This is a genomic window from Microbispora sp. ATCC PTA-5024, assembly GCF_000511135.2.
In the GTDB taxonomy this organism is placed as follows: Bacteria; Actinomycetota; Actinomycetes; order Streptosporangiales; family Streptosporangiaceae; genus Microbispora; species Microbispora corallina.
Genome location: NZ_KI866527.1, coordinates 195,725 through 214,491, shown reverse-complemented (window position 1 = coordinate 214,491; position 18,767 = coordinate 195,725). Strand labels below are relative to the sequence as shown.

13 protein-coding genes are annotated in these 18,767 nt (G+C 73.9%); 3 read left to right on the top strand and 10 right to left on the bottom strand.

The annotated features are described in order from the left end of the window. The first annotated feature begins 84 nt into the window (after window positions 1–84). Window positions 85–2,040, top strand: a complete 1,956-nt coding sequence (locus MPTA5024_RS35450) for a glycosyltransferase family 2 protein (protein ID WP_084370262.1) — start codon at window positions 85–87, stop codon at window positions 2,038–2,040. A gap of 55 nt (window positions 2,041–2,095) precedes the next feature. Here MPTA5024_RS35450 and MPTA5024_RS35445 read toward each other — a convergent pair whose 3' ends face one another. The 9 genes from MPTA5024_RS35445 to MPTA5024_RS35405 form a co-directional block, all read right to left on the bottom strand. Continuing rightward, complete coding sequence (locus MPTA5024_RS35445; RefSeq protein WP_036332364.1) at window positions 2,096–3,121, bottom strand: alpha/beta hydrolase; 1,026 nt, start codon at window positions 3,119–3,121, stop codon at window positions 2,096–2,098. Then, window positions 3,118–4,485 (bottom strand): tannase/feruloyl esterase family alpha/beta hydrolase, encoded by a 1,368-nt coding sequence (locus MPTA5024_RS35440; RefSeq protein WP_084370261.1) that lies wholly within the window; start codon window positions 4,483–4,485, stop codon window positions 3,118–3,120. The genes MPTA5024_RS35445 and MPTA5024_RS35440 overlap by 4 nt, the downstream gene beginning before the upstream one ends. Continuing rightward, window positions 4,485–5,828 (bottom strand): MFS transporter, encoded by a 1,344-nt coding sequence (locus tag MPTA5024_RS35435; RefSeq protein WP_198167589.1) that lies wholly within the window; start codon window positions 5,826–5,828, stop codon window positions 4,485–4,487. Before MPTA5024_RS35435 ends, MPTA5024_RS35440 begins: the two co-directional genes overlap by 1 nt. A gap of 76 nt (window positions 5,829–5,904) precedes the next feature. Then, entirely contained in the window at window positions 5,905–7,764 is a 1,860-nt protein-coding gene (locus MPTA5024_RS35430; protein ID WP_036332360.1) for a helix-turn-helix domain-containing protein, read from the bottom strand. 1 nt (window position 7,765) lies between these two features. After that, window positions 7,766–8,539 (bottom strand): 3-hydroxybutyrate dehydrogenase, encoded by a 774-nt coding sequence (locus MPTA5024_RS35425; protein ID WP_036332358.1) that lies wholly within the window; start codon window positions 8,537–8,539, stop codon window positions 7,766–7,768. A 67-nt stretch (window positions 8,540–8,606) separates the two neighbouring features. Continuing rightward, window positions 8,607–9,998 carry a class II fumarate hydratase gene (locus MPTA5024_RS35420; protein ID WP_036332356.1) on the bottom strand — a complete coding sequence of 464 codons (1,392 nt, stop codon included), beginning with the start codon at window positions 9,996–9,998 and terminating at the stop codon, window positions 8,607–8,609. Window positions 9,999–10,011: 13 nt separating this feature from the next. Then, window positions 10,012–12,855, bottom strand: a complete 2,844-nt coding sequence (locus MPTA5024_RS43000) for a serine/threonine-protein kinase (protein WP_051459074.1) — start codon at window positions 12,853–12,855, stop codon at window positions 10,012–10,014. Window positions 12,856–12,896: 41 nt separating this feature from the next. Next, the gene (locus MPTA5024_RS35410; protein WP_036332354.1) at window positions 12,897–14,177 is read right to left on the bottom strand and encodes a serine/threonine-protein kinase; all 1,281 of its coding nucleotides are present in this window, start codon (window positions 14,175–14,177) and stop codon (window positions 12,897–12,899) included. A 99-nt stretch (window positions 14,178–14,276) separates the two neighbouring features. Continuing rightward, the gene (locus MPTA5024_RS35405; protein ID WP_036332352.1) at window positions 14,277–15,929 is read right to left on the bottom strand and encodes a fumarate hydratase; all 1,653 of its coding nucleotides are present in this window, start codon (window positions 15,927–15,929) and stop codon (window positions 14,277–14,279) included. Window positions 15,930–16,112: 183 nt separating this feature from the next. Between MPTA5024_RS35405 and MPTA5024_RS44455 the strand changes: the two genes are divergently transcribed. After that, window positions 16,113–16,238: a hypothetical protein gene (locus MPTA5024_RS44455; protein ID WP_269750662.1), complete on the top strand. Its 126-nt coding sequence runs from the start codon at window positions 16,113–16,115 to the stop codon at window positions 16,236–16,238. On the opposite strand, the gene MPTA5024_RS35400 is transcribed toward MPTA5024_RS44455, so the two are convergent. After that, a complete protein-coding gene (locus tag MPTA5024_RS35400; protein ID WP_063794842.1) occupies window positions 16,183–17,154 on the bottom strand; it encodes a DMT family transporter in 972 nt (323 codons plus the stop codon). The genes MPTA5024_RS44455 and MPTA5024_RS35400 overlap by 56 nt on opposite strands. A 67-nt stretch (window positions 17,155–17,221) precedes the next feature. Between MPTA5024_RS35400 and pdxR the strand changes: the two genes are divergently transcribed. Beyond that, window positions 17,222–18,712: a MocR-like pyridoxine biosynthesis transcription factor PdxR gene (pdxR, locus tag MPTA5024_RS35395; protein ID WP_036332350.1), complete on the top strand. Its 1,491-nt coding sequence runs from the start codon at window positions 17,222–17,224 to the stop codon at window positions 18,710–18,712. The last annotated feature ends 55 nt before the right edge of the window (window positions 18,713–18,767 follow it).

Sequence of the window (18,767 nt, the reverse complement as noted above, 5' to 3'; positions counted from 1 at the left end):
CCGGGTCGAAAGTCTGGTCAGCTTTGTTCGACCTTTCGGCAAGTGCGGCCGGTCGCCGGGGGTCCTCAATGCACCCTTGGCCGCATGGGTGTGAAGGTCAGCGTGGTTATGCCCGTGTCCAACCCCGGGCTGACCAACGAGGCGTTCGGCGCGTGCGTGCGCTCGGTGCTGGAGCAGTCGCTGCCGCAGGAGGAGTACGAGGTCGTCTTCGCCGACGACGGCTCCACTGACGGGACCCGCAGGAGGCTGGACGCCATCGCCGGGCACCGGCGGAACGTCCGCGTCCTGCATCTGGACCACACCGGGTCGGCGGCCCGCGGCCGCAACGTCGGCGTGTCGGTCGCCCGGGGCGAGTACGTCTACCTGCTCAACCAGTACGACCGGCTGGAGCCGTGGGCCCTTGAGCGGATGTACGCGACGGCCGTGGACGCCGACGCCGACGTGCTGGTCGGGCGGCTGGCCGACGGGGGACCGCCCCAGGCGGCCTTCGCGGAGAACCGCGACCGCGCCGACATCGTGCGCGACCACCTCCTCGGCGTGGCGACGCCCCACCAGCTGTACAGCCGGGAGTTCCTGGAGGCCCACCAGCTCAGGTTCGCCGACCGGCCGCTGTCGGAGGCGGCCTTCGTGACCAAGGCGTACCTCGCCGCGAAGGTCGTCGCCGTGCTCGGGGACGAGATCTGCTGCCACCTCGGACCGGCCGAGGAGGAGTGGCCCGACGGTGAGGCGCTGTTCGACGGCCTCAACGCCGTCTTCGACGTGGTGGATGCCTACACCGAGCCCGGCGGCCAGCGCGACCGCGTGCTGGCCCACTGGTACCGCGTCCTCGGCCTGCGCCGCCTCGGGGGCGCGCGGTTCCTCGCGGCCTCGCCCGAGGAGCGGGCCGTGCTGTTCTCGTTCCTGCGGAGGCTGACGCTCGACCGCTTCCCCGAGGACCTGGACGTCCACCTGCCGGTGCACCTGCGGGCCCGGGCGGCGCTGCTGCGCCAGGACCGCCCCGAGACGCTCGTGGGGCTCGCCCAGGCGTCGCGCGGCACGCGCCTGAGCGCGGAGCTGCGGGACGTGCGCTGGGAGCGGGGGGTGCTCGCCCTCGACCTCGGCGTGGAGGTCCTGGCGGGCGACGGGAGCCCTCTGTGGCTCACGGCCGAGGGCGACCGCCTGCTGTGGAACCCGCCCGCCCCGATGTCCCTGCCGCGCGAGGCGGCCGACGTGACGGACGCCGTGGCGAGGGCCAGGATCGACGTGTACGTACGCGAGGCGGAGACGGGCGTCATGTACGCGCTGCCGGTGACCACGACCGTGGACCGGGCCGTGGTGGGCGGGCAGGTGCGCGTGTGGGCGACCGGGCGGGCCCGCCTCGACGCGTCCACGGCGGCGCTGGGCCGCCCGCTGCCCTCCGGCCTGTGGGAGGTCCACGTGCGGATGCGGGGCGTCCATCCCGGGCGCGCCCGTCTCGCGCGGCCCGGCGTGCCGACGAACTGCGCGGGCGCGCTGTCGGACGCCCCCCGCCGCCTGGTCGTGCCCTGCTGGTCGGAGCGCGGCGAGTTCGGGGTGTGCGTCGAGCCGAGGTCGTTCTCCGAGTCGGTGGCACTCGTCTCGTCGCAGACCACCGTGGCCCACCAGGAGGGGCACGTCTTCGTGGTCGTGCCCGTGCCGTACGTGCCGCCGAGCGGCGGGCCGGCGGCCGAGCTGGTGCTGCGCGAGGAGGAGGGCCGCGGCCGGACCATGGTGGTGCCGGCGCTGGTCGAGCCGGGCGTCCCCGGCCGGGTGGCGGGCCAGCTCGTCGCCCGCGTGCCGGTCAGCAGGATCGGCGGGGAGGAGTGCCTCGGCCCGGGCTCCTGGCGGCCGGGCCTGCGGGTCGACCAGAAGGATGTGGACCTGCTGTTCGGCCTCGTCGTGGGCCGTGGCGGGCAGGCCAGGGTCATGCCGGCCGGCGCGCGGCCCGCGCCGTCCAGGCTCAGGAGGCTCGCCGTGCGCGTGCTCGGCGACCGCCGCTCCGCGCGGGCCGCCAAGGCCGTGCGCGCCCGCCGCCGGGTCTGAGAGACGTCCCGCCGTGCGGCCGCCGCCGGGTGCCGGCGGGGGCCGCACGGTGACGTCAGGAGGCGGCGTCCGCCAGGTGGGCGAGCAGGGCCTCGCGAAACTCGGCCGGCTTCTCCACGTGGGGGCTGTGCCCGCAGCCGGAGACGACCACCTCGCGGTAGGCGCCGTACCGCTCCAGCGCGGCCCGGGTCTGGGTGACCATGGGCTGGGCGGGGGTGCCGTCCCAGCCGGGGACGGCGCCGATGGCGCCCAGGTGGGCGAGGTCGAACAGCGACGTGTCCGACACGATCACGTCGTCGGCGCCCCTGATCCACAGGATCGGCGGGCGGGAGGCGATCTCGTGCAGGTCGTCGATCCTGAAGTTGGTCGGCGCGAGCGTGTTCAGCACGCCCCGCTTGCCCGGCGCCAGCCCCGGCCAGGCGTCTGAGGGCGCCGAGTCGCCGGGGTAGTGGTCGTCCCCGATCCGCGTGGTCAGCATCGACTCCACGAACGCGTCCTCCTCGTCGCCGAAGCCGGCGCCCGGGACGACGTACGCGGTGCGCAGCACGGTGCGCGGCGAGACGGGGGAGTCGGCCGAGCGGTCGCCGGCCCGCAGCGCCGCGACGAAGTCGGGGTTGGCCGCGCCGCCGCCGGAGCCCGTGCCGTCGGCGTGGGTGAGCGTGCCGTCCGCGCCCTGCGTGCCGCCGAAGCCGTACGGCGAGACGGGGTTGACCAGCGTGAGGCTCCTGACCCGCTCGGGACGGTCGCGCAGGGCCTGCATGACCACGCCGCCGCCGAGGCTCCAGCCGACCAGGTGGGCCGGCCCGATCGCGTCGAGCAGGCCGAGGACGTCGTCGGAGTAGTCGCGCACCCCCCGGCTCGCGTCGACGGGCGCGGGGTCGGAGTCGCCGAACCCGCGCAGGTCGACCGCGTACGGCCGGTACCGGTCGGCGACGGCGAGCATGGTCGAGCGCCAGAACGCGCTGGACGAGACGTTGCCGTGCACGAACAGCACCGGGTCGCCCGACGAGCCGGGCACCGACAGGACGTTGAGGGTCAGGCGGGGCGTTCCGACACGTTCCGCGGAGATGTACGGGGTCATGGTGCGGCTCCAAGCGAGCAGGTGTTGTCGAGGTCGCCCGACGCCGGGCGGGGCACGGTCGTGCTGGAGGGCGGGGCCGTCCCCGTCCCGATCCACGCCTCCAGGGCCGTGAAGGCGCTCCGGAAGCAGGGCAGCAGCGGCCGCAGCTTGTCAGGGTACGACGGGTAGAGCCCGTCGACGTGGTTGCCGCCCTCGATCCGGTAGTAGCGGAACAGCGGGCTCCGGTGCCGGTCGGCGATCATCTTGGCGTAGACGTCGGAGTCCTGGCCGATGGGAAGCAGGGTGTCGAGCGTGCCGTGGACGGTGATCAGCGGGCGCTTGATCCTCCCGGTGAGCGACACCCGCGCCACCGCCTGGTGGACGGCCTTCGGCCGGGAGGCGTAGTCGTAGTCGGTGTCGCAGGCGGGGGTGCCGGAGGCGCAGAACGGCGTGCCGGCCTGGGCGTCCCCGTCGAAGGACGGGTCGAACTCCTCGCGGTAGATCCGCTGGGTGAGGTCCCAGTAGTACTGGTAGTGGAACGGCCACAGGAACGACGTCTCAGGGGCGAAGCCGGCGGCCGCCATGCCCGCGGTGTCGCCCTTGGGGTAGGCCCGCAGCGCGGGCGGCAGGAACGTCAGCACGTTGGGGCCGGTGGCCGTCCACAGCACGCCCTCCCAGTCGACGCCGCCGTCGAACAGGTCGGGCCGGTTCTCCAGCTGCCACCGGACCAGGTAGCCGCCGTTGGACTGGCCGGCCGCGACGGTCCGCTTCGGCGCCCGTCCGTAGCGCTGCCGCACCACCGACTTCGCGGCCGCGGCGAGCTCGCTGACCCGCCGGTTCCACTCGGCCACGGCGTCGCCCGGGCGGGTCCCGTCCGTGTAGAACGTCGTGCCGCTGTTGCCCTTGTCGGTCGCGGCGTACGCGTAGCCCTTGGCCAGCGCCCAGTCGGAGATCGTGAAGTCGTTGGCGTAGGTCTCCCGGTTGCCGGGGGACCCGGCCACCACCAGGCCGCCGTTCCACTTCTCGGGCAGGCGGATCACGAACTGGGAGTCGTGGTTCCAGCCGTGGTTGGTGTCGCCGGTCGAGGTGTCGGGGAAGTAGCCGTCGATCTGCACGCCCGGCACGCCGCTCGGGTTCACCGCGCCGGGCGCGTTGAGCCCCGACCAGTCGGACTGGTCGGTGTGGCCGGAGACCAGTGTGCCCTTGGTGGTGAGGTCGTCGAGGCAGGCGACCACCTGCCGTTCCGCGCCGGGCACCGTGATCGAGGGGCAGGACGCCGCCGCGGCCGCGGTGGTCGTCACGGCCGGGAGGCCGGCCGCCGCGATCAGGACGGCCGCGGCCAGGCCGCGCAGGCGCGGGGAGGCGCCCCCGGGACGCGGTGCCATCAGGCCTCCTTCGGGGTGCGGGCGGCGGCCACCTCGACCTCGCCGGACGTGGGCGCGATGGCCGTCAGGTCGCGGTCGCGGGTCTCCCTCGCCACGAACACCGCGATCAGCGTGAGCACGGCGGCCGCGGCCACGTAGACGGAGATCGGCAGGCCCGAGTCGTACGAGCCGAGCAGGGCGACCGCGATGATCGGGGCGAGCGCGCCGGCGACGATCGAGGCGAGCTGGTAGCCGATCGACACGCCGGAGTAGCGCATCCGGGTGGCGAACAGCTCGGAGAAGAACGCCGCCTGCGGGCCGTACATGGCGCCGTGGAACAGCAGGCCGACGGTGATGGCCAGCACCACGAGCCCGAACGACTTGGTGTCGATCAGCGGGAAGAACGCGAACGCCCACAGACCGGTGCCGGCGGCGCCGATGAGGTACACCGGACGGCGGCCGAGCCGGTCGGACAGCGCGCCCCACAGCGGGATCGTGACGAAGTGGACGGCCGAGGCGATGAGCACCGCGTTGAGCACGGTGCCCTTGGGCAGGCCCGCCGCCTCGGTGCCGTACACCAGGACGAACGCGGTGATGACGTAGTAGGAGATGTTCTCCGCGAGGCGGGCGCCGATCGCGATGAGCACGTCCTGCCAGTGGTGGCGCAGCACGCCGAGGATGGGGGCCTTCGGCGCGGCCTCCTGCTTCGCCAGGGCCTCCTGGAACACCGGCGACTCGGTCACGGTGAGCCGGATCCACAGGCCGATCAGCACGAGCACGCCGGACAGCAGGAACGCGATCCGCCAGCCCCAGGAGAGGAAGGCCTCGTCCGACTGGACGGCCGCCAGAAGCGCCAGCACGCCGGTGGCGATCAGGTTGCCGCCGGGGGCGCCGGCCTGCGGCCACGACGCCCAGAAGCCGCGGTTGCGGGGCTCGCCGTGCTCCGAGACCAGCAGCACGGCGCCGCCCCACTCGCCGCCGAGCGCGAAGCCCTGCACCAGCCGCAGCAGGGTCAGCAGCAGGGGTGCGCCGACGCCGAGTGTGGCGTACGTCGGGAGGCAGCCGATGAGGAACGTCGCGCCGCCCATCATCAGCAGGCTGACCACGAGCAGCCGCTTGCGGCCGAGCCGGTCGCCGTAGTGGCCGAAGACCAGCCCCCCGAGCGGCCGGGCCACGAAGCCGATGGCATAGGTGAGGAAGGCGAGGAGCGTGCCGGTGAGCGCGTCCTCGGTGGGGAAGAAGAGCTTGTTGAAGACGAGGGCGGCGGCGGAGCCGTACAGGAAGAAGTCGTACCACTCGATGGTGGTGCCGACGAGGCTGGCCCCGACGACCTTGCCGATACGGGCGGGTGGGGTGTTTGCCATGGGAACTCCTCGCATGGGGGGTTCCGCCACGGTACGCAGTGACGCGGATCACTCCTATGGGGTGTCCACACACACCTCAGGCCTGCGGCATGTGGGTCCGCAGCCGGTGCAGCCGCAGGGCGAGCTGGATCTCCAGGGCCCGTTCGGGCTCCTGCCAGTCGCCGCCGAGGAGCTGCCCCACCCGGTCGAGCCGCTGGGTGACCGTGTTCACGTGGATGTGGAGGGCCTCGGCCGTCCGGGACAGCGACCCGCCGCACCCGAAGTAGGCGGCCAGCGTCTTGACCAGGGCCGTCCCGCGGCGGGCGTCGTAGTCGAGCACCGGGCCGAGCGCCGCGTCGAGGAATCCGGAGACCTCGCGCCGCTCGCCGATCAGCAGGCCGACGAAGCCCAGCTCCTCGGCGCTCGCGCCGTCGCCCGTACGGCCGAGGGCGGCCAGCGCGTCGGCGCAGCGGTGGGCCTCCCGGTAGGCGGCGGCCACCGACGGGCCTGGCCCGCCCGAGACCGCGGCCCCGGCGGTCGCGGGACGGCCCAGCGAGGCGCTCAGCTCGGCGGCGACCCGGCGGGCCGCCATCCCCGGCTTGTCGCCCGGCAGCAGCAGGACGACCTCGTCGCCCCGCGCCGCGGCCAGCCCGTGGGCCAGCGTGGCCTGCGAGGACGCCCAGAACGCGGCCCGCTCCCGCTGCCCCTCGTGCCGGGCGACGACGAGCACGTGGGGGGCGTGCAGGTCGATGCCGAGCCGGCGGGCCCGGTCGTGCAGGCCGTCGAGCTCCGGCCGGGAGATGAGGTCGTCGAGCAGCTCGCCGCGCACCCGGCCCTCGGCCTCGGCCACGCTCCTGCGGAACAGCAGCAGCAGCGCGGTGACGAGCGCGGCCCGCTCCAGGATGCGCTGGTCGGTGTCGGAGACGGTGTGGTCGGTCCGCAGGACGAGCGTGCACAGCGGCGCGGCCCCCACGTCGACCGAGGCGACGTACGCGCCCCCCCGCTTGACCGTGCGGCCGAGGGCCCGGGACGACTGGGCGGCGTCGAACACGCCGGCGTCCAGGTCGCCGCTCTGGCCCACCAGCGGGGCGCCCTCGTCGTCGAGGACCGTCAGGCTGCCGCCGAGCACCTCGGTCACGACCGCGGCCACGTCCTCCACGCCGCCGCCGCGCAGCACGAGCCCGGTCATCCTGTCGTGGGCGTCCGCGGCCCGCTCGATCGCCTCGCTGTGCGCGCTGATGACCGTGTTCGCCTCGCTGAGCTCGGCCAGCGCGGCCCGGGTCTCCTGGAGCAGGCGGGCCGTGTCGATGGCCACCGCGGCGTGCGCGGCGAGCGAGCACAGCAGCGCGACCTCCTCCTGCGCGAACGGCCGGGCGCTGCGGTTGGCCGCGAACAGCACCCCGATCACCTGGGTGCCCAGGCGCAGCGGCACGCCGAGGATCGCGACCAGGCCCTCCTCGGCCACGGCCTCGTCGATCGTGGTGGTGTGGCGGAAGCGGGGGTCGGCGAAGTAGTCGGCCGTGTTGTACGGCGTGCCCGTCTGGGCCACCAGGCCGCCGAGGCCGGCTCCCATGCCCAGCCGCACCCGCCGGAAGTGCGCCGATATCGAGCCGTCGGTCACCCGCATGAACGTGTCCCCGCGCTCGGGGTCGTTCAGCGTCATGTACGCGATGTCGGTGGCGAGCAGCTGCCGGGCCCGCCGGACGATGGCCTCCAGGACCGCGTCGAGGTCGCGCAGCCCGGCCAGGTCGCTCGCGGTGTCGAACAGCGCCGACAGCTCTGCCTCGCGCCGGGCCCGGCGGCGCAGCATGCCCCTCACCCGGAGCGCCGCGACCTTCGCCTGCTCCAGCTCCTCCAGCGTCGCGGCGTCCGCCCCGGCTGCTCTGGCCTGCAGGATCGGGCCCTCGAACTCCACGGCCGAGGCCTCCCGCGCCAGGAGTTCGAGGTACACGTTCATGTCAGCGGGCGCTCCAGCCTCCGTCGATCGGGATCGACACCCCGGTGATGAACGAGCCCTGCGGGCCGCACAGGTACGCGACCATGTCGGCGACCTCGTCGGGCTCGATGAGCCGCTTGATGGCCGCGGGGGCCAGCATGATCTGCTCCACGACCTCGTCGGGGCCGATGTCGTGGGCCTGGGCCTGGTCGGCGATCTGGTTCTCGACCAGGGGCGTGCGCACGTACGCCGGGTTGACGCAGGTGGAGGTCACGCCGTGGGGCGCCCCCTCCAGCGCGATGACCTTCGACAGGCCCTCCAGCGCGTGCTTGGCCGTCACGTACGCCGACTTGTACGGCGAGGCCCGCAGGCCGTGGACCGACGAGATGTTGACGATCCGGCCCCACCCCCGCTCGTACATGCCGGGCAGGACGGCCCTGGCCAGCAGGAACGGCGCCTCGACCATCACCCGCAGGATCTTCGCGAAGATCTCCGGGGGGAACTCCTCGATCGGCGCGACGTGCTGGAAGCCGGCGTTGTTCACCACGATGTCGGCGGTCAGCCGGGTGTCGGGCGACGGCGGGAGCTGCCCCCGCCAGGCCACCAGGAACTCCGGATCGGACAGGTCGACGGCCACGGGGGTGCCGCCGATCTCCGCGGCCACCGCGGCGGCGGCCTCGGCGTTGATGTCGGCGACCACGACGTGCGCGCCATCGGCGGCCAGGCGGCGGGCGCACGCCCGCCCGATGCCGCTGCCCGCGCCCGTCACCACGGCCGTCCGCCCTTCAAGGCTCATGACGCCTCACCATAGGAACCGCGACCCGTCCGGCACATGGCGGCGGCCGACATAGATCTCCGCACGGCTATGTGGGGCGGGTCATGGACAGGACGTCGAGGATCTCGTCGAGTTGCTCCTCGGTCAGCGTGCCGTCGGCCACGTGGCCCCGCTCGACGACGACCTGCCGGATCGTCTTGCGCTCCCGGAGCGCCTGCTTGGCGATCCTGGCGGCCTCCTCGTAGCCGACGTACCGGTTGAGCGGGGTCACGATCGACGGGGACGACTCCGCGTACTCGCGCAGCCGTTCGACGTTGGCGGTGATCCCGCGGACGCACCGGTCGGCCAGCAGCCGCGAGACGCCGGCCAGCAGCCGGATCGACTCCAGCAGGTTGCGGGCGATCACCGGCAGCATGACGTTGAGCTCGAACGTCCCCGACGCCCCGGCCATCGTGATCGTCGCGTCGTTGCCGACCACCTGGGCGGCCACCATCGTCACGGCCTCCGGGATCACCGGGTTGACCTTGCCCGGCATGATCGACGATCCCGGCTGCAGGTCCGGCAGGTTGATCTCGCCCAGCCCGGTCCGCGGGCCCGACCCCATCCAGCGCAGATCGTTGGCGATCTTGTTGAGCGACACCGCGACGACCTTCAGCACGCCCGACAGCTCGACCAGCGCGTCCCGCGCGCCCTGCGCCTCGAAGTGGTCGCGGGCCTCGGTGAACGGCAGGCCGGTCAGGCGGCTCAGCTCGGCGATGACGTCGCCCGCCCAGGCGAGGTCGGGGACGTTGACCCCGGTGCCCACGGCCGTGCCGCCCAGCGGCAGCTCGGCCACCCGGGGGAGCGCCGCCTGCAGCCGCTCGATCCCCAGCTCGATCTGCGTGGAGTAGCCGCCGAACTCCTGGCCCAGGGTGACCGGGGTGGCGTCCATGAGGTGGGTCCTGCCCGACTTGACCACGTCGGCGAACTCGGTCGCCTTCTCCTCGAGCGCGGTGGCCAGGTGTTCCAGCGCGGGGGTCAGGTCGTGCGCCACGGCGTGCGTCGCGGCCACGTGGATCGAGGAGGGGAACACGTCGTTGGAGGACTGGGCCGCGTTGACGTGGTCGTTCGGGTGGACCGGACGTCCCAGCCGCTCCTGGGCGAGCGTCGCGACGACCTCGTTCATGTTCATGTTGGAGGAGGTGCCGGAGCCGGTCTGGAACACGTCGACGGGGAACTCGCCGTTCCACCGTCCCTCGGCCACCTCGGCCGCCGCGTCCTGCACGGCCTCGGCCAGGTCCTTGTCGATGACGCCCCGATCGGCGTTGACCTTCGCGCAGGCCGCCTTGATCCGGGCGAGCGCGGCGATGTGCGCGGGTTCGAGGCCGCGGCCCGACACGGGGAAGTTCTCCACCGCCCGCTGGGTCTGCGCACGCCACTTCGCGCGGGCCGGCACCCGCACCTCGCCCATGGAGTCGTGCTCGATGCGGAAATCGTCCATGGACCCAGTCCTATCAAGAACTCCCGGCGAGATCGCGCCTGCCCGGCGTGAACGACGCCAGCACGGCGTCCCGCTGGCCCGCCCTCGCCGTCCAGTCGGCGTCCGGGACCACCCAGTAGATCGCGTACGGCGCGCCGCCCGGCGCCGCCACCCAGCGCGAGACGGCGTGCATCGGGGTGCCGCCCGAGACGTAGGTGAACTCCCAGTCCACGGCCTCCGCCCCGGCGTACGGCGAGGGCTGCACCCGGCCGAGCGCGACGAGCCTGTACGACGCGTACGTGGCGCGGTCCGCCGCGCTCCGGACCGCCGCCAGGAGGTCCTTGGCGGGGCGGGTGCCCACCGTCACCCGGACGTAGCGGGGGTCGCCGGACGCCCGGAACACGATGTCCTGGCCGCGGAGCGAGGCCTTGAGCGGGCTCGGCACGTCGATCGTGAAGCCCTTGGCGTCCTGGTGGCGGCGCAGGCCCGCGGCCGGGGTGGCGCCGGCGCCGGCGGCCGCCCGCGCCGACGGGATGCCGGGCAGGCTGACGCTGACGACGGGCTCGGTCCGGCCCGCGGCGGAGGTCCCGGCCGCGCCGAAGGCCGCCATCGCGAGGACGACGAGCACGAGGAAGCCGGCGAGCGCGATGCCCATCAGCACCAGCACGCGCAGGCGGCCGGCCGTGTCGGGCGGCGCCGGGGTCTGCATCGCGAACAGGTCGGTGCCGAGACCGCCTGGGCTGCCCGCCTCCTGGCGGGGGGACGGCCGGAGGGAGCCGCCGGCCGGTATCGGGGCCGCGACCACCTCGCCCCCGGGGCCGGGGAACAGTTCGGGGCCGGCAAGCGCGGCGGCCCGGGCGCCGGCCTCGGCCCGCAGGCCCGGGATCAGGTCCAGGGAGGAGTCGGCCGGCCCGTCCTCGAAGCCGGGGACGGCCTCGGCCGCCGTGCTCGTGAGCGGCGCACCTCCGGGACGATCCCAGGGCTCCGCGTCGAGGACCGCGTCGTGGACGGCGTCGTGGAGGTGGTCAGGGACGGCGTCGTCGGGCTCGTCGGGCTCGTCCGGGTCGTTCCGCTCGTCGGGTAGCGCGGCGGCTCCGGTGTCCCGCTCGCCGCCGACCGCGTCGTCCCCGCTCTCGTCCTCGATCTCCGGGACGACGCGGTCGGTGGCCTCGTGCTCGGTCCCCGGGACGACGCGGTCGGCGGCCTCGTGCTCGGCCTCGCCTGCGGTCCCGGTCTGGGAGGCGGTCCGGCCGGGGGCCGCGGCGTCGGCGGGGTCGGCTGCCGCCGCGCGGGCCGGTCGGGCGTCGGTGTCCGGTGGGACAGCGGCGAAGGCGCCGGCACCACGCACGGCGACATCCGGACGGGCGGACGACGGGACGTCCCCGAACGCGCCCAGGGAGCGCCTGCGCGGCCCGGCCTCCGGCTTCGCCCCGGTTTCTGCGGCCGGCGACGACCCCGCGTCGTCACCGGCATCCCCCTCGCCGGCCTGCCCGGGCTTCCGTCCGACCGCCGGCGCGGGCCGCTCGGCGAGCGGGAGGGCGGCGGGCAGGTCGGTCACCCGCCGGGTCGCGCCCGCCGCGTCACTCGCCGCGTCGCCCGCCGCGGCGTGGGTCGTGCCGCCGCTCGTGTCGCCGTTCGCGGGCCTCGACGGCAGCCGGCCCGGCACGGTCGTCGTCCCCTCGGACTCGGCGTCGGCCTCCGGCACCCCGGAGGCGGCCTCTGGGGTGCCGCCGTTCCGCCCGGCGCCGGTCGTCCCGGGCGCGGGCGGGGACGAGGTCCTGCCGCCGGGGACGGGACGGCCGGGAGCGGCTTTCCCGCCGGGCACGCCGGGACGGGCGGACGGAGGCGGGATCCGCAGGCCGCCCTTCGGGCGGATGATGACCATCGTGCGGTCGGCGTCCTCCTCCCGCCAGGCGTCGCCGTCCTCGTCGAGGTCGGCCACCGGCAGCGCGGAGCCCCCGCCGTCGTCCTCGCGGTCCTCGCCGTCCTCGGGTGCCGTACCGGCCGGGGCGGCGGCCGCGTCCACGGCCGGGACGGCCGCGGGAACCGCGCCCGCGGGGGTGTCGGCGACGATCCGCAGCATGGCCGCCGCCTTCTCCGGCGTGAGCCGGGTCCGGTGGTCCTTGTCCAGCAGCCGTTCGAGCACGGGCCGCAGCGGACCGGCCTGCGTGGGCGGGTCGGCCGTCTCGGTCATGAGCGCCGCCAGGGTCTCCCCGACCGTGGCGCGCTCGTACGCGGGACGTCCCTCGACCGCGAAGTACAGCGTCGCGCCGAGCGACCACAGGTCGGACTCGGGGCCGGTGTGCTCCCCGCGCGCCCGCTCCGGAGCGGTGTAGCCGGGCGACCCGATCACCATGCCGGTCTGCGTGAGCGCGCTGTCGCCCAGGGCCTTGGCGATGCCGAAGTCGGTCAGCACCACCCGGCCGGTCTCGGTCACCAGCACGTTGCTGGGCTTCACGTCGCGGTGCAGGATGCCCTGGGCGTGCGCGGCGCGCAGCGCGCCGAGCAGCTCGCAGCCGATCTCGGCGACGAGCCGGGGCGGGAGGGGGCCCTCCTCGTCGATCACCTGCTCCAGCGAGCGGCCCTCGACCAGCTCCATGATGATCCACGGGCTGCCGTCGGACTCGACGACGTCGTGGATCGTGGCGACCGAGGGATGGCTGACCCGGGCGGCCATCCGCCCCTCGCGGACCATGCGTTCGCGCAGCTCGCGCCGCTGGGCGGGGTTCAGCGACGGATCATGCCGGATCTCCTTCACGGCCACCTCGCGCCCGAGGGAGCGGTCGAAGGCCCGCCATACGGTGCCCATCGTGCCCCGGCCGATGCGGGTGCGCAGCTCGTAGCGGTCCGCGAGCAGCCGCGGTTGCTGTTCCGGCATGAGAAGAAGATAGCGATTCTGGGTTGAGAGTCGCTTTCCTGTTACTTGAGAAAAAACTTCGGCCAGTAGCGCCGGGGGAGCACCAGCATGACGACCCTGGCCAGCCGCCGCATGACGGGGGCGCGGGCGACCTGGTGGAAGGCGGGCTCGGAGGGCTTGCGGTGCAGTCCCTCGGCCGGCCGCCGCCGCTGCGAGGGCACGCTCATCTCGCGCGGCGCCCGGATGTCGTGCCCGACCTGCCGGTGCGGGCCCGAGTGGGTGACCGGCCCGCCGTACGCGTTCTGCCCGTACGGGTGCCCGGCCTGGCCGTACAGGTGCTGCATGCCGTACGGCGCCTGGCTGTGCGGGCCCGAGTCGCGGGGATGCGGGGTGACCTTGGGCGTGGGCCGCGACTCGGCGCGGTGCTGCCCCCGGTGCGACGGCTTGCGGCTGGGCAGCGGGACGACGGGCGGCGGTGAGGGCCGGGCGGGCCGGTGGGGCACGGGCGGCACGTCCTCCGCAGTCCCCCCGGCGGCGATCCGGGCCAGGTAGAGCGCCGCGCGCACCCCGTCGAGCCGGGCGGCGGGGTCGATCTGCAGCAGCCCGCGCAGGACCGGCGCGAGCGGGCCCGCCTTGTCCATCGGGATCGGCGCCCCGCTGGTCAGCGCCGCCAGCGCGGCGGCGGCCGTGCGGCGGCCGTGCAGGCCGCGTCCCTCGACGGCGGTGTAGAGGGTCGCGCCGAGCGACCAGAGGTCGGCGGCCGGGCTCGCCTTGTCGCCCAGCACCCGCTCGGGCGCGATGTAGCCGGCCGAGCCGAGCACGATGCCGGCCTGGGTGATCGAGACGTCGCCCTCCAGGGCGGCCAGCCCGAAGTCGGTCAGGACGGCCCTGTCCTCGGTCACCAGCACGTTGCTGGGCTTCACGTCGCGGTGGAGGATGCCCTTGGCGTGGACGGCGCGCAGCGCGCCGAGCACCTGACGGCCGATCTCGGCGACCCGGCGGGGTTCGAGCGGCCCCTCCTGCTTGATGAGCTCCTCGAGGGACCGGGCCTTGAGGAGCTCCATCACGATCCAGGGCCGCTCGTCCTCGGTGATGACGTCGAACACCGTGATGACCGACGGATGGGCGACCATGGCGGTCGCCCGGCCCTCGCGCTCGGTCCTGGCGCACAGCTCCGCCCGCAGCTCCTCGTCCAGGACCAGAGGGAGGCGCACCTCCTTGACAGCCACGTAGCGGTCGAGAAGCTCGTCGCGGGCGCGCCAAACGGTGCCCATCCCGCCGCGGCCGACCGGCTCCACAAGCCGGTAGCGCGCGGCTAACAGGTATCCGGACGGCGCACGCATGGGTGGCAGCTTACCGATTTGTGTCGAGCGACCTGTAGAGACCATGCCGGGAAATTGTTGAGATCTTCTGTCAAATCTCCTGACAACCCGGGCGCAGGTTCAGCGGCGGCCAATGGTAAGGACGGGGCCGGTGGTGTCCTGGAAGAAGTCGTTCCCCTTGTCGTCGACGACGATGAACGCCGGGAAGTCCACCACCTCGATCTTCCAGACCGCCTCCATGCCCAGCTCTGGATATTCCAGGACCTCCACCTTCTTGATGCAGTCCTGGGCGAGGCGGGCGGCCGGGCCGCCGATGGAGCCGAGGTAGAAGCCGCCGTGCGTCTGGCACGCCTCCGTCACCTGCTTGGACCGGTTGCCCTTGGCCAGCATGACCATCGAGCCCCCTGCGGCCTGGAAGCGCTCGACGTAGGAGTCCATGCGGCCGGCCGTGGTCGGGCCGAACGAGCCGGAGGCGTACCCCTCGGGGGTCTTGGCGGGCCCGGCGTAGTAGACCGCGTGGTCCTTGAGGTACTGCGGCATCTCGCCGCCCTCGTCGAGCAGCTCGGCGATCTTCGCGTGGGCGATGTCGCGGGCCACGACGAGCGGCCCGGTGAGCGAGAGCCTGGTCTTGACCGGGTACTTCGTGAGCTCGGCGAGGATCTCCCGCATCGGCCGGTTGAGGTCCACGCTCACCACGTCGCCGGACAGGTGCTCGTCGGTGGTGTCGGGCAGGAACCGCGCCGGGTCGGTCTCCAGCTGCTCCAGGAAGACGCCCTCGGGGGTGATCTTCGCCAGGGCCTGCCGGTCGGCGCTGCAGCTGACGGCGATGGCCACCGGGCACGAGGCGCCGTGCCGGGGCAGCCGGATCACCCGCACGTCGTGGCAGAAGTACTTGCCGCCGAACTGCGCGCCGATCCCGAGCCTCTGGGTCAGCTCGAAGACCTTCTTCTCCATCTCCAGGTCGCGGAAGCCGTTGCCGCTGGTGGAGCCCTCGGTGGGGATCGAGTCGAGGTAGCGGGCCGAGGCGTACTTGGCCGTCTTCAGCGCGAACTCGGCGCTGGTGCCGCCCACCACGACCGCCAGATGGTACGGCGGGCAGGCGGCCGTGCCGAGCGAGCGGATCTTCTCCTCCAGGAAGGCGAGCATCCGCTTCTCGTTCAGGACGGCCTTGGTCTCCTGGTAGAGGAACGACTTGTTGGCCGAGCCGCCGCCCTTGGCCATGAACAGGAACTTGTACTCGTCCGGATGGCCGTTCGGGTCCTCGGCGTACAGCTCGATCTGTGCCGGCAGGTTGGAGCCGGTGTTCTTCTCGTCCCACATCGTCAGCGGGGCCATCTGCGAGTAGCGCAGGTTGAGCCGCGTGTAGGCGTCGTACACCCCCCGGCTGACGTGCTCGGCGTCGCGCCCGTCGGTCAGCACGTGCCGCCCGCGCTTGCCCATGACGATGGCCGTGCCGGTGTCCTGGCACATCGGCAGGACGCCGCCGGCCGAGATGCTCGCGTTCTTCAGCAGGTCGAGGGCGACGAAGCGGTCGTTGCCGCTCGACTCCGGGTCTTCGACGATCTTGCGGAGCTGGGCGAGGTGGGAGGAGCGCAGGTAGTGCGAGATGTCGTGGATCGCCGTCTCGGTCAGCAGCCGCAGGGCCTCCGGGTCGACCTCCAGGAACCGCCGCCCGGCCGCCTCGACCACGCGCACCCCCTCCGAGGTGATCAGGCGGTACTCGGTCTCGTCCGCCCCCAGCGGCAGCAGGTCGGTGTAGTCGAACTCCGGCATCGTCCTCGGTCCTTCGTGCGTCTGCCTCGTGGTCAGCTGGCCCGCTCCGCGGTCCCCCCAAAGCGTACGGCTCTCCGGGTGCGATACCGGTCCCTCCCCCTTTCGCCCATTTAGACGGGATTTATAACCGCATATGCCTACAAAGGGGGAGGATTAGGGCGAGCGGTATATGGAGGAGGGCTCATGGATGGCGGAGTCCTGGTAATGATCTTCTTCGGTGTGGCCATCTTCGTCGCCCTGGCGATCTCGCTGGTCACGATCGTGCTGCGTCAGGTGCGCGACGACGAGATCCGGTGGTGGTCCCGCTAGCGGCGCGCGCCGGGGGCGCGGACAGGCCGATCAGGATCCCGGCGATGACGATCACCGCCCCGGCGACGTCGGCGGCGGACGGGACGCCGCGTCCCAGGACGGCGGCCGTGGCCATCGCGCCCACGGGGATCATCCCGGCGAACAGCCCCGCCCGGCCGGGGCCGAGCCGCGGCAGCGACCGGTACCAGAGGAAGAACGCCACCACGGTCACCACGACGGTCAGGTAGCCCAGGCCGAGCGCCTCGGCGGAGGTCGGCGCGCGCAGCATCCCCGTCCCGTCCGTCACGGCCCCCATGACGAGCAGGAACGGCACCGCCGCCGCCGCGGCCCTTGCCGACAGCCGGATCGGCCCGAGCGCCGGAAGCAGCGGCAGCGCGAGCAGCGAGAAGCACACCTCGCAGGCCAGCGCGCCGAGCGACCAGGCGAGCCCGGCCAGGCTGCCGCTGCCGAGCCCGGTGGCGAGCGTGGCCCCGGCCACGACCACCAGCGCGGCGGCCACGAGGCGCGCGGAGGGCGCCCTCCTCGCGCCGCCCGAGGCCAGCGGGCCGAGGACGGCGAGGGCGAGCGGCACGGTCCCGAGCACGATCCCCACCAGGGACGGCCCCGAGGCGCGCGTCCCCTCGATCACGCACACGTTGAAGATCACGAGACCGGTCAGCGACAGCGCGGCGAGCAGCGCCCATCCGCGCGCGCCGAGCCGTACGGGGGGCCGGCCGCGGTCCGCGGCGCGGGCCACGACGGACAGGATCACGGCGGCGGCCGCGTACCGGACGGCCTGGCCGCCGTAGACGGGGTAGTCGGCGATCACGCCGGAGACCGCCGCCAGCGTCCCGACCAGGAACATGGCCGCCGCGGCCCCCGCGACATGGCCCGGCCGTGCGGCCGCGGGTGGAGAGGTGAGGGTGTCTGTCGTCATGCGATGAGATCGTAGGAAGCCATTGGTTCCCGGAACCGGTCCAATCCGGCGCACGTATCGTGGTCCAATGGCGGATCTCCACCTCGTGATCGACCGGACCGGCGGCGGGCTCGCCGCGCAGATCGCCCGTGAGCTCAGGGAGGCGATCCGCTCCGGGCGGCTCGCCCCGGGCAGCAGGCTGCCCGCCAGTCGCGACCTGGCCCGTGATCTCGGGGTCTCGCGGGGCGTCGTGGTCGAGGCGTACGAGCAGCTCGTGGCCGAGGGCTTCCTGGAGGCCAGGACCGGCGCCGGCACCCGCGTGGCGGCCGTCGCGCCCCGCGCCCCCGAGCCTCCGTCCTTTACGGAGACCGAGCCGGACGCCGAGCCGGACGGCGAGGCGGACGGCGAGCGGCAGGAGCCCTGCGGACCGTACTACGGGCACCGTCCCACCTCGCCCGACCTGGGTGCCTTCCCCCGGCAGGCGTGGCTCGCGGCGGTCCGCCACGTGCTGACGACGCTGCCGAACGACGCGCTCGACTACGGCGACCCCGGCGGCGTGCCCGACCTGCGCGCGGAGCTGGCCGCCTACCTCGGCAGGGTACGGGCGGCCGCGGCCCGGCCCGAGGACATCGTGGTCGTCACGGGCGTCGCGCAGGGGCTCAGCCTGGCCGTCCACACACTGTCGGCGGCCCGGGGGCGGCGGCTCGTCCTGGCGGTGGAGGACCCGACCAGCGTGCGCCAGCTTCCGCTGCTCCAGAGGGCCGGTGCCGAGGTGGTGCCCGTGCCGGTCGACCGCGAGGGCATCGTGGTCGCGGCGCTCGCGCGCACCCGGGCGGAGGCGGTGCTCGTGACCCCGGCCCACCAGTACCCGACGGGCGTCGTGCTGTCGCCGCGCCGCCGGGCCGAGCTGATCGCCTGGGCGGCGGACACCGGCGCGTTCGTGGTGGAGGACGACTACGACGCCGAGTTCCGCTTCGACCGCGACCCGGTCGGCTGCCTTCAGGGCCTCGCGCCCGGCCGGGTGCTGCTGTCCGGCAGCGTGAGCAAGGCGCTCGCCCCCGGCCTGCGGCTCGGCTGGGTCGTCGCGCCGCGTGCCCTGGCGGCCGACGTGCGGCGGGCCCGGGGGGAGTTCGACCTCGGGTCCCCCGTGATCGACCAGTACGCGCTGGCCCATCTGATCAGGACCGGAGGGCACGACCGGCACCTGCGGCGGATGCGCCGGGAGTACCGCGACCGCAGGGACGCGCTCGTCCTCGCGCTCGCCGAGCACCTGCCCTGGATCGAGGCGCACGGCATCTCGGCCGGGCTCCACCTCTACGCCGAGTACGTCCCGGGGCCGGACGTGAACGCCCTGGTCGTGGCCGCGCAGGCGGCCGGGCTGGCCGCGGAGCCGGTGTCACCCATGCTCGGGGCCGCATCCCTTCCCGGCGGCGCCGATCGCGCCGATCGCGCCGGTCGCCGAGCCGGGCGGGCGGCGCTCGTCATCGGCTTCGCCCGCCTTCCCGCCCGCCGGATCGCCCAGGCCGTCCGGGAGCTGGCGTCCATGATAGATCGTCAGAATGTCAGGACAAAGTATTGACTCTTTGCTCGCCCCGCACCTACAACTTAAAGAGCCGTGCCGTAGTCGGGGAGTC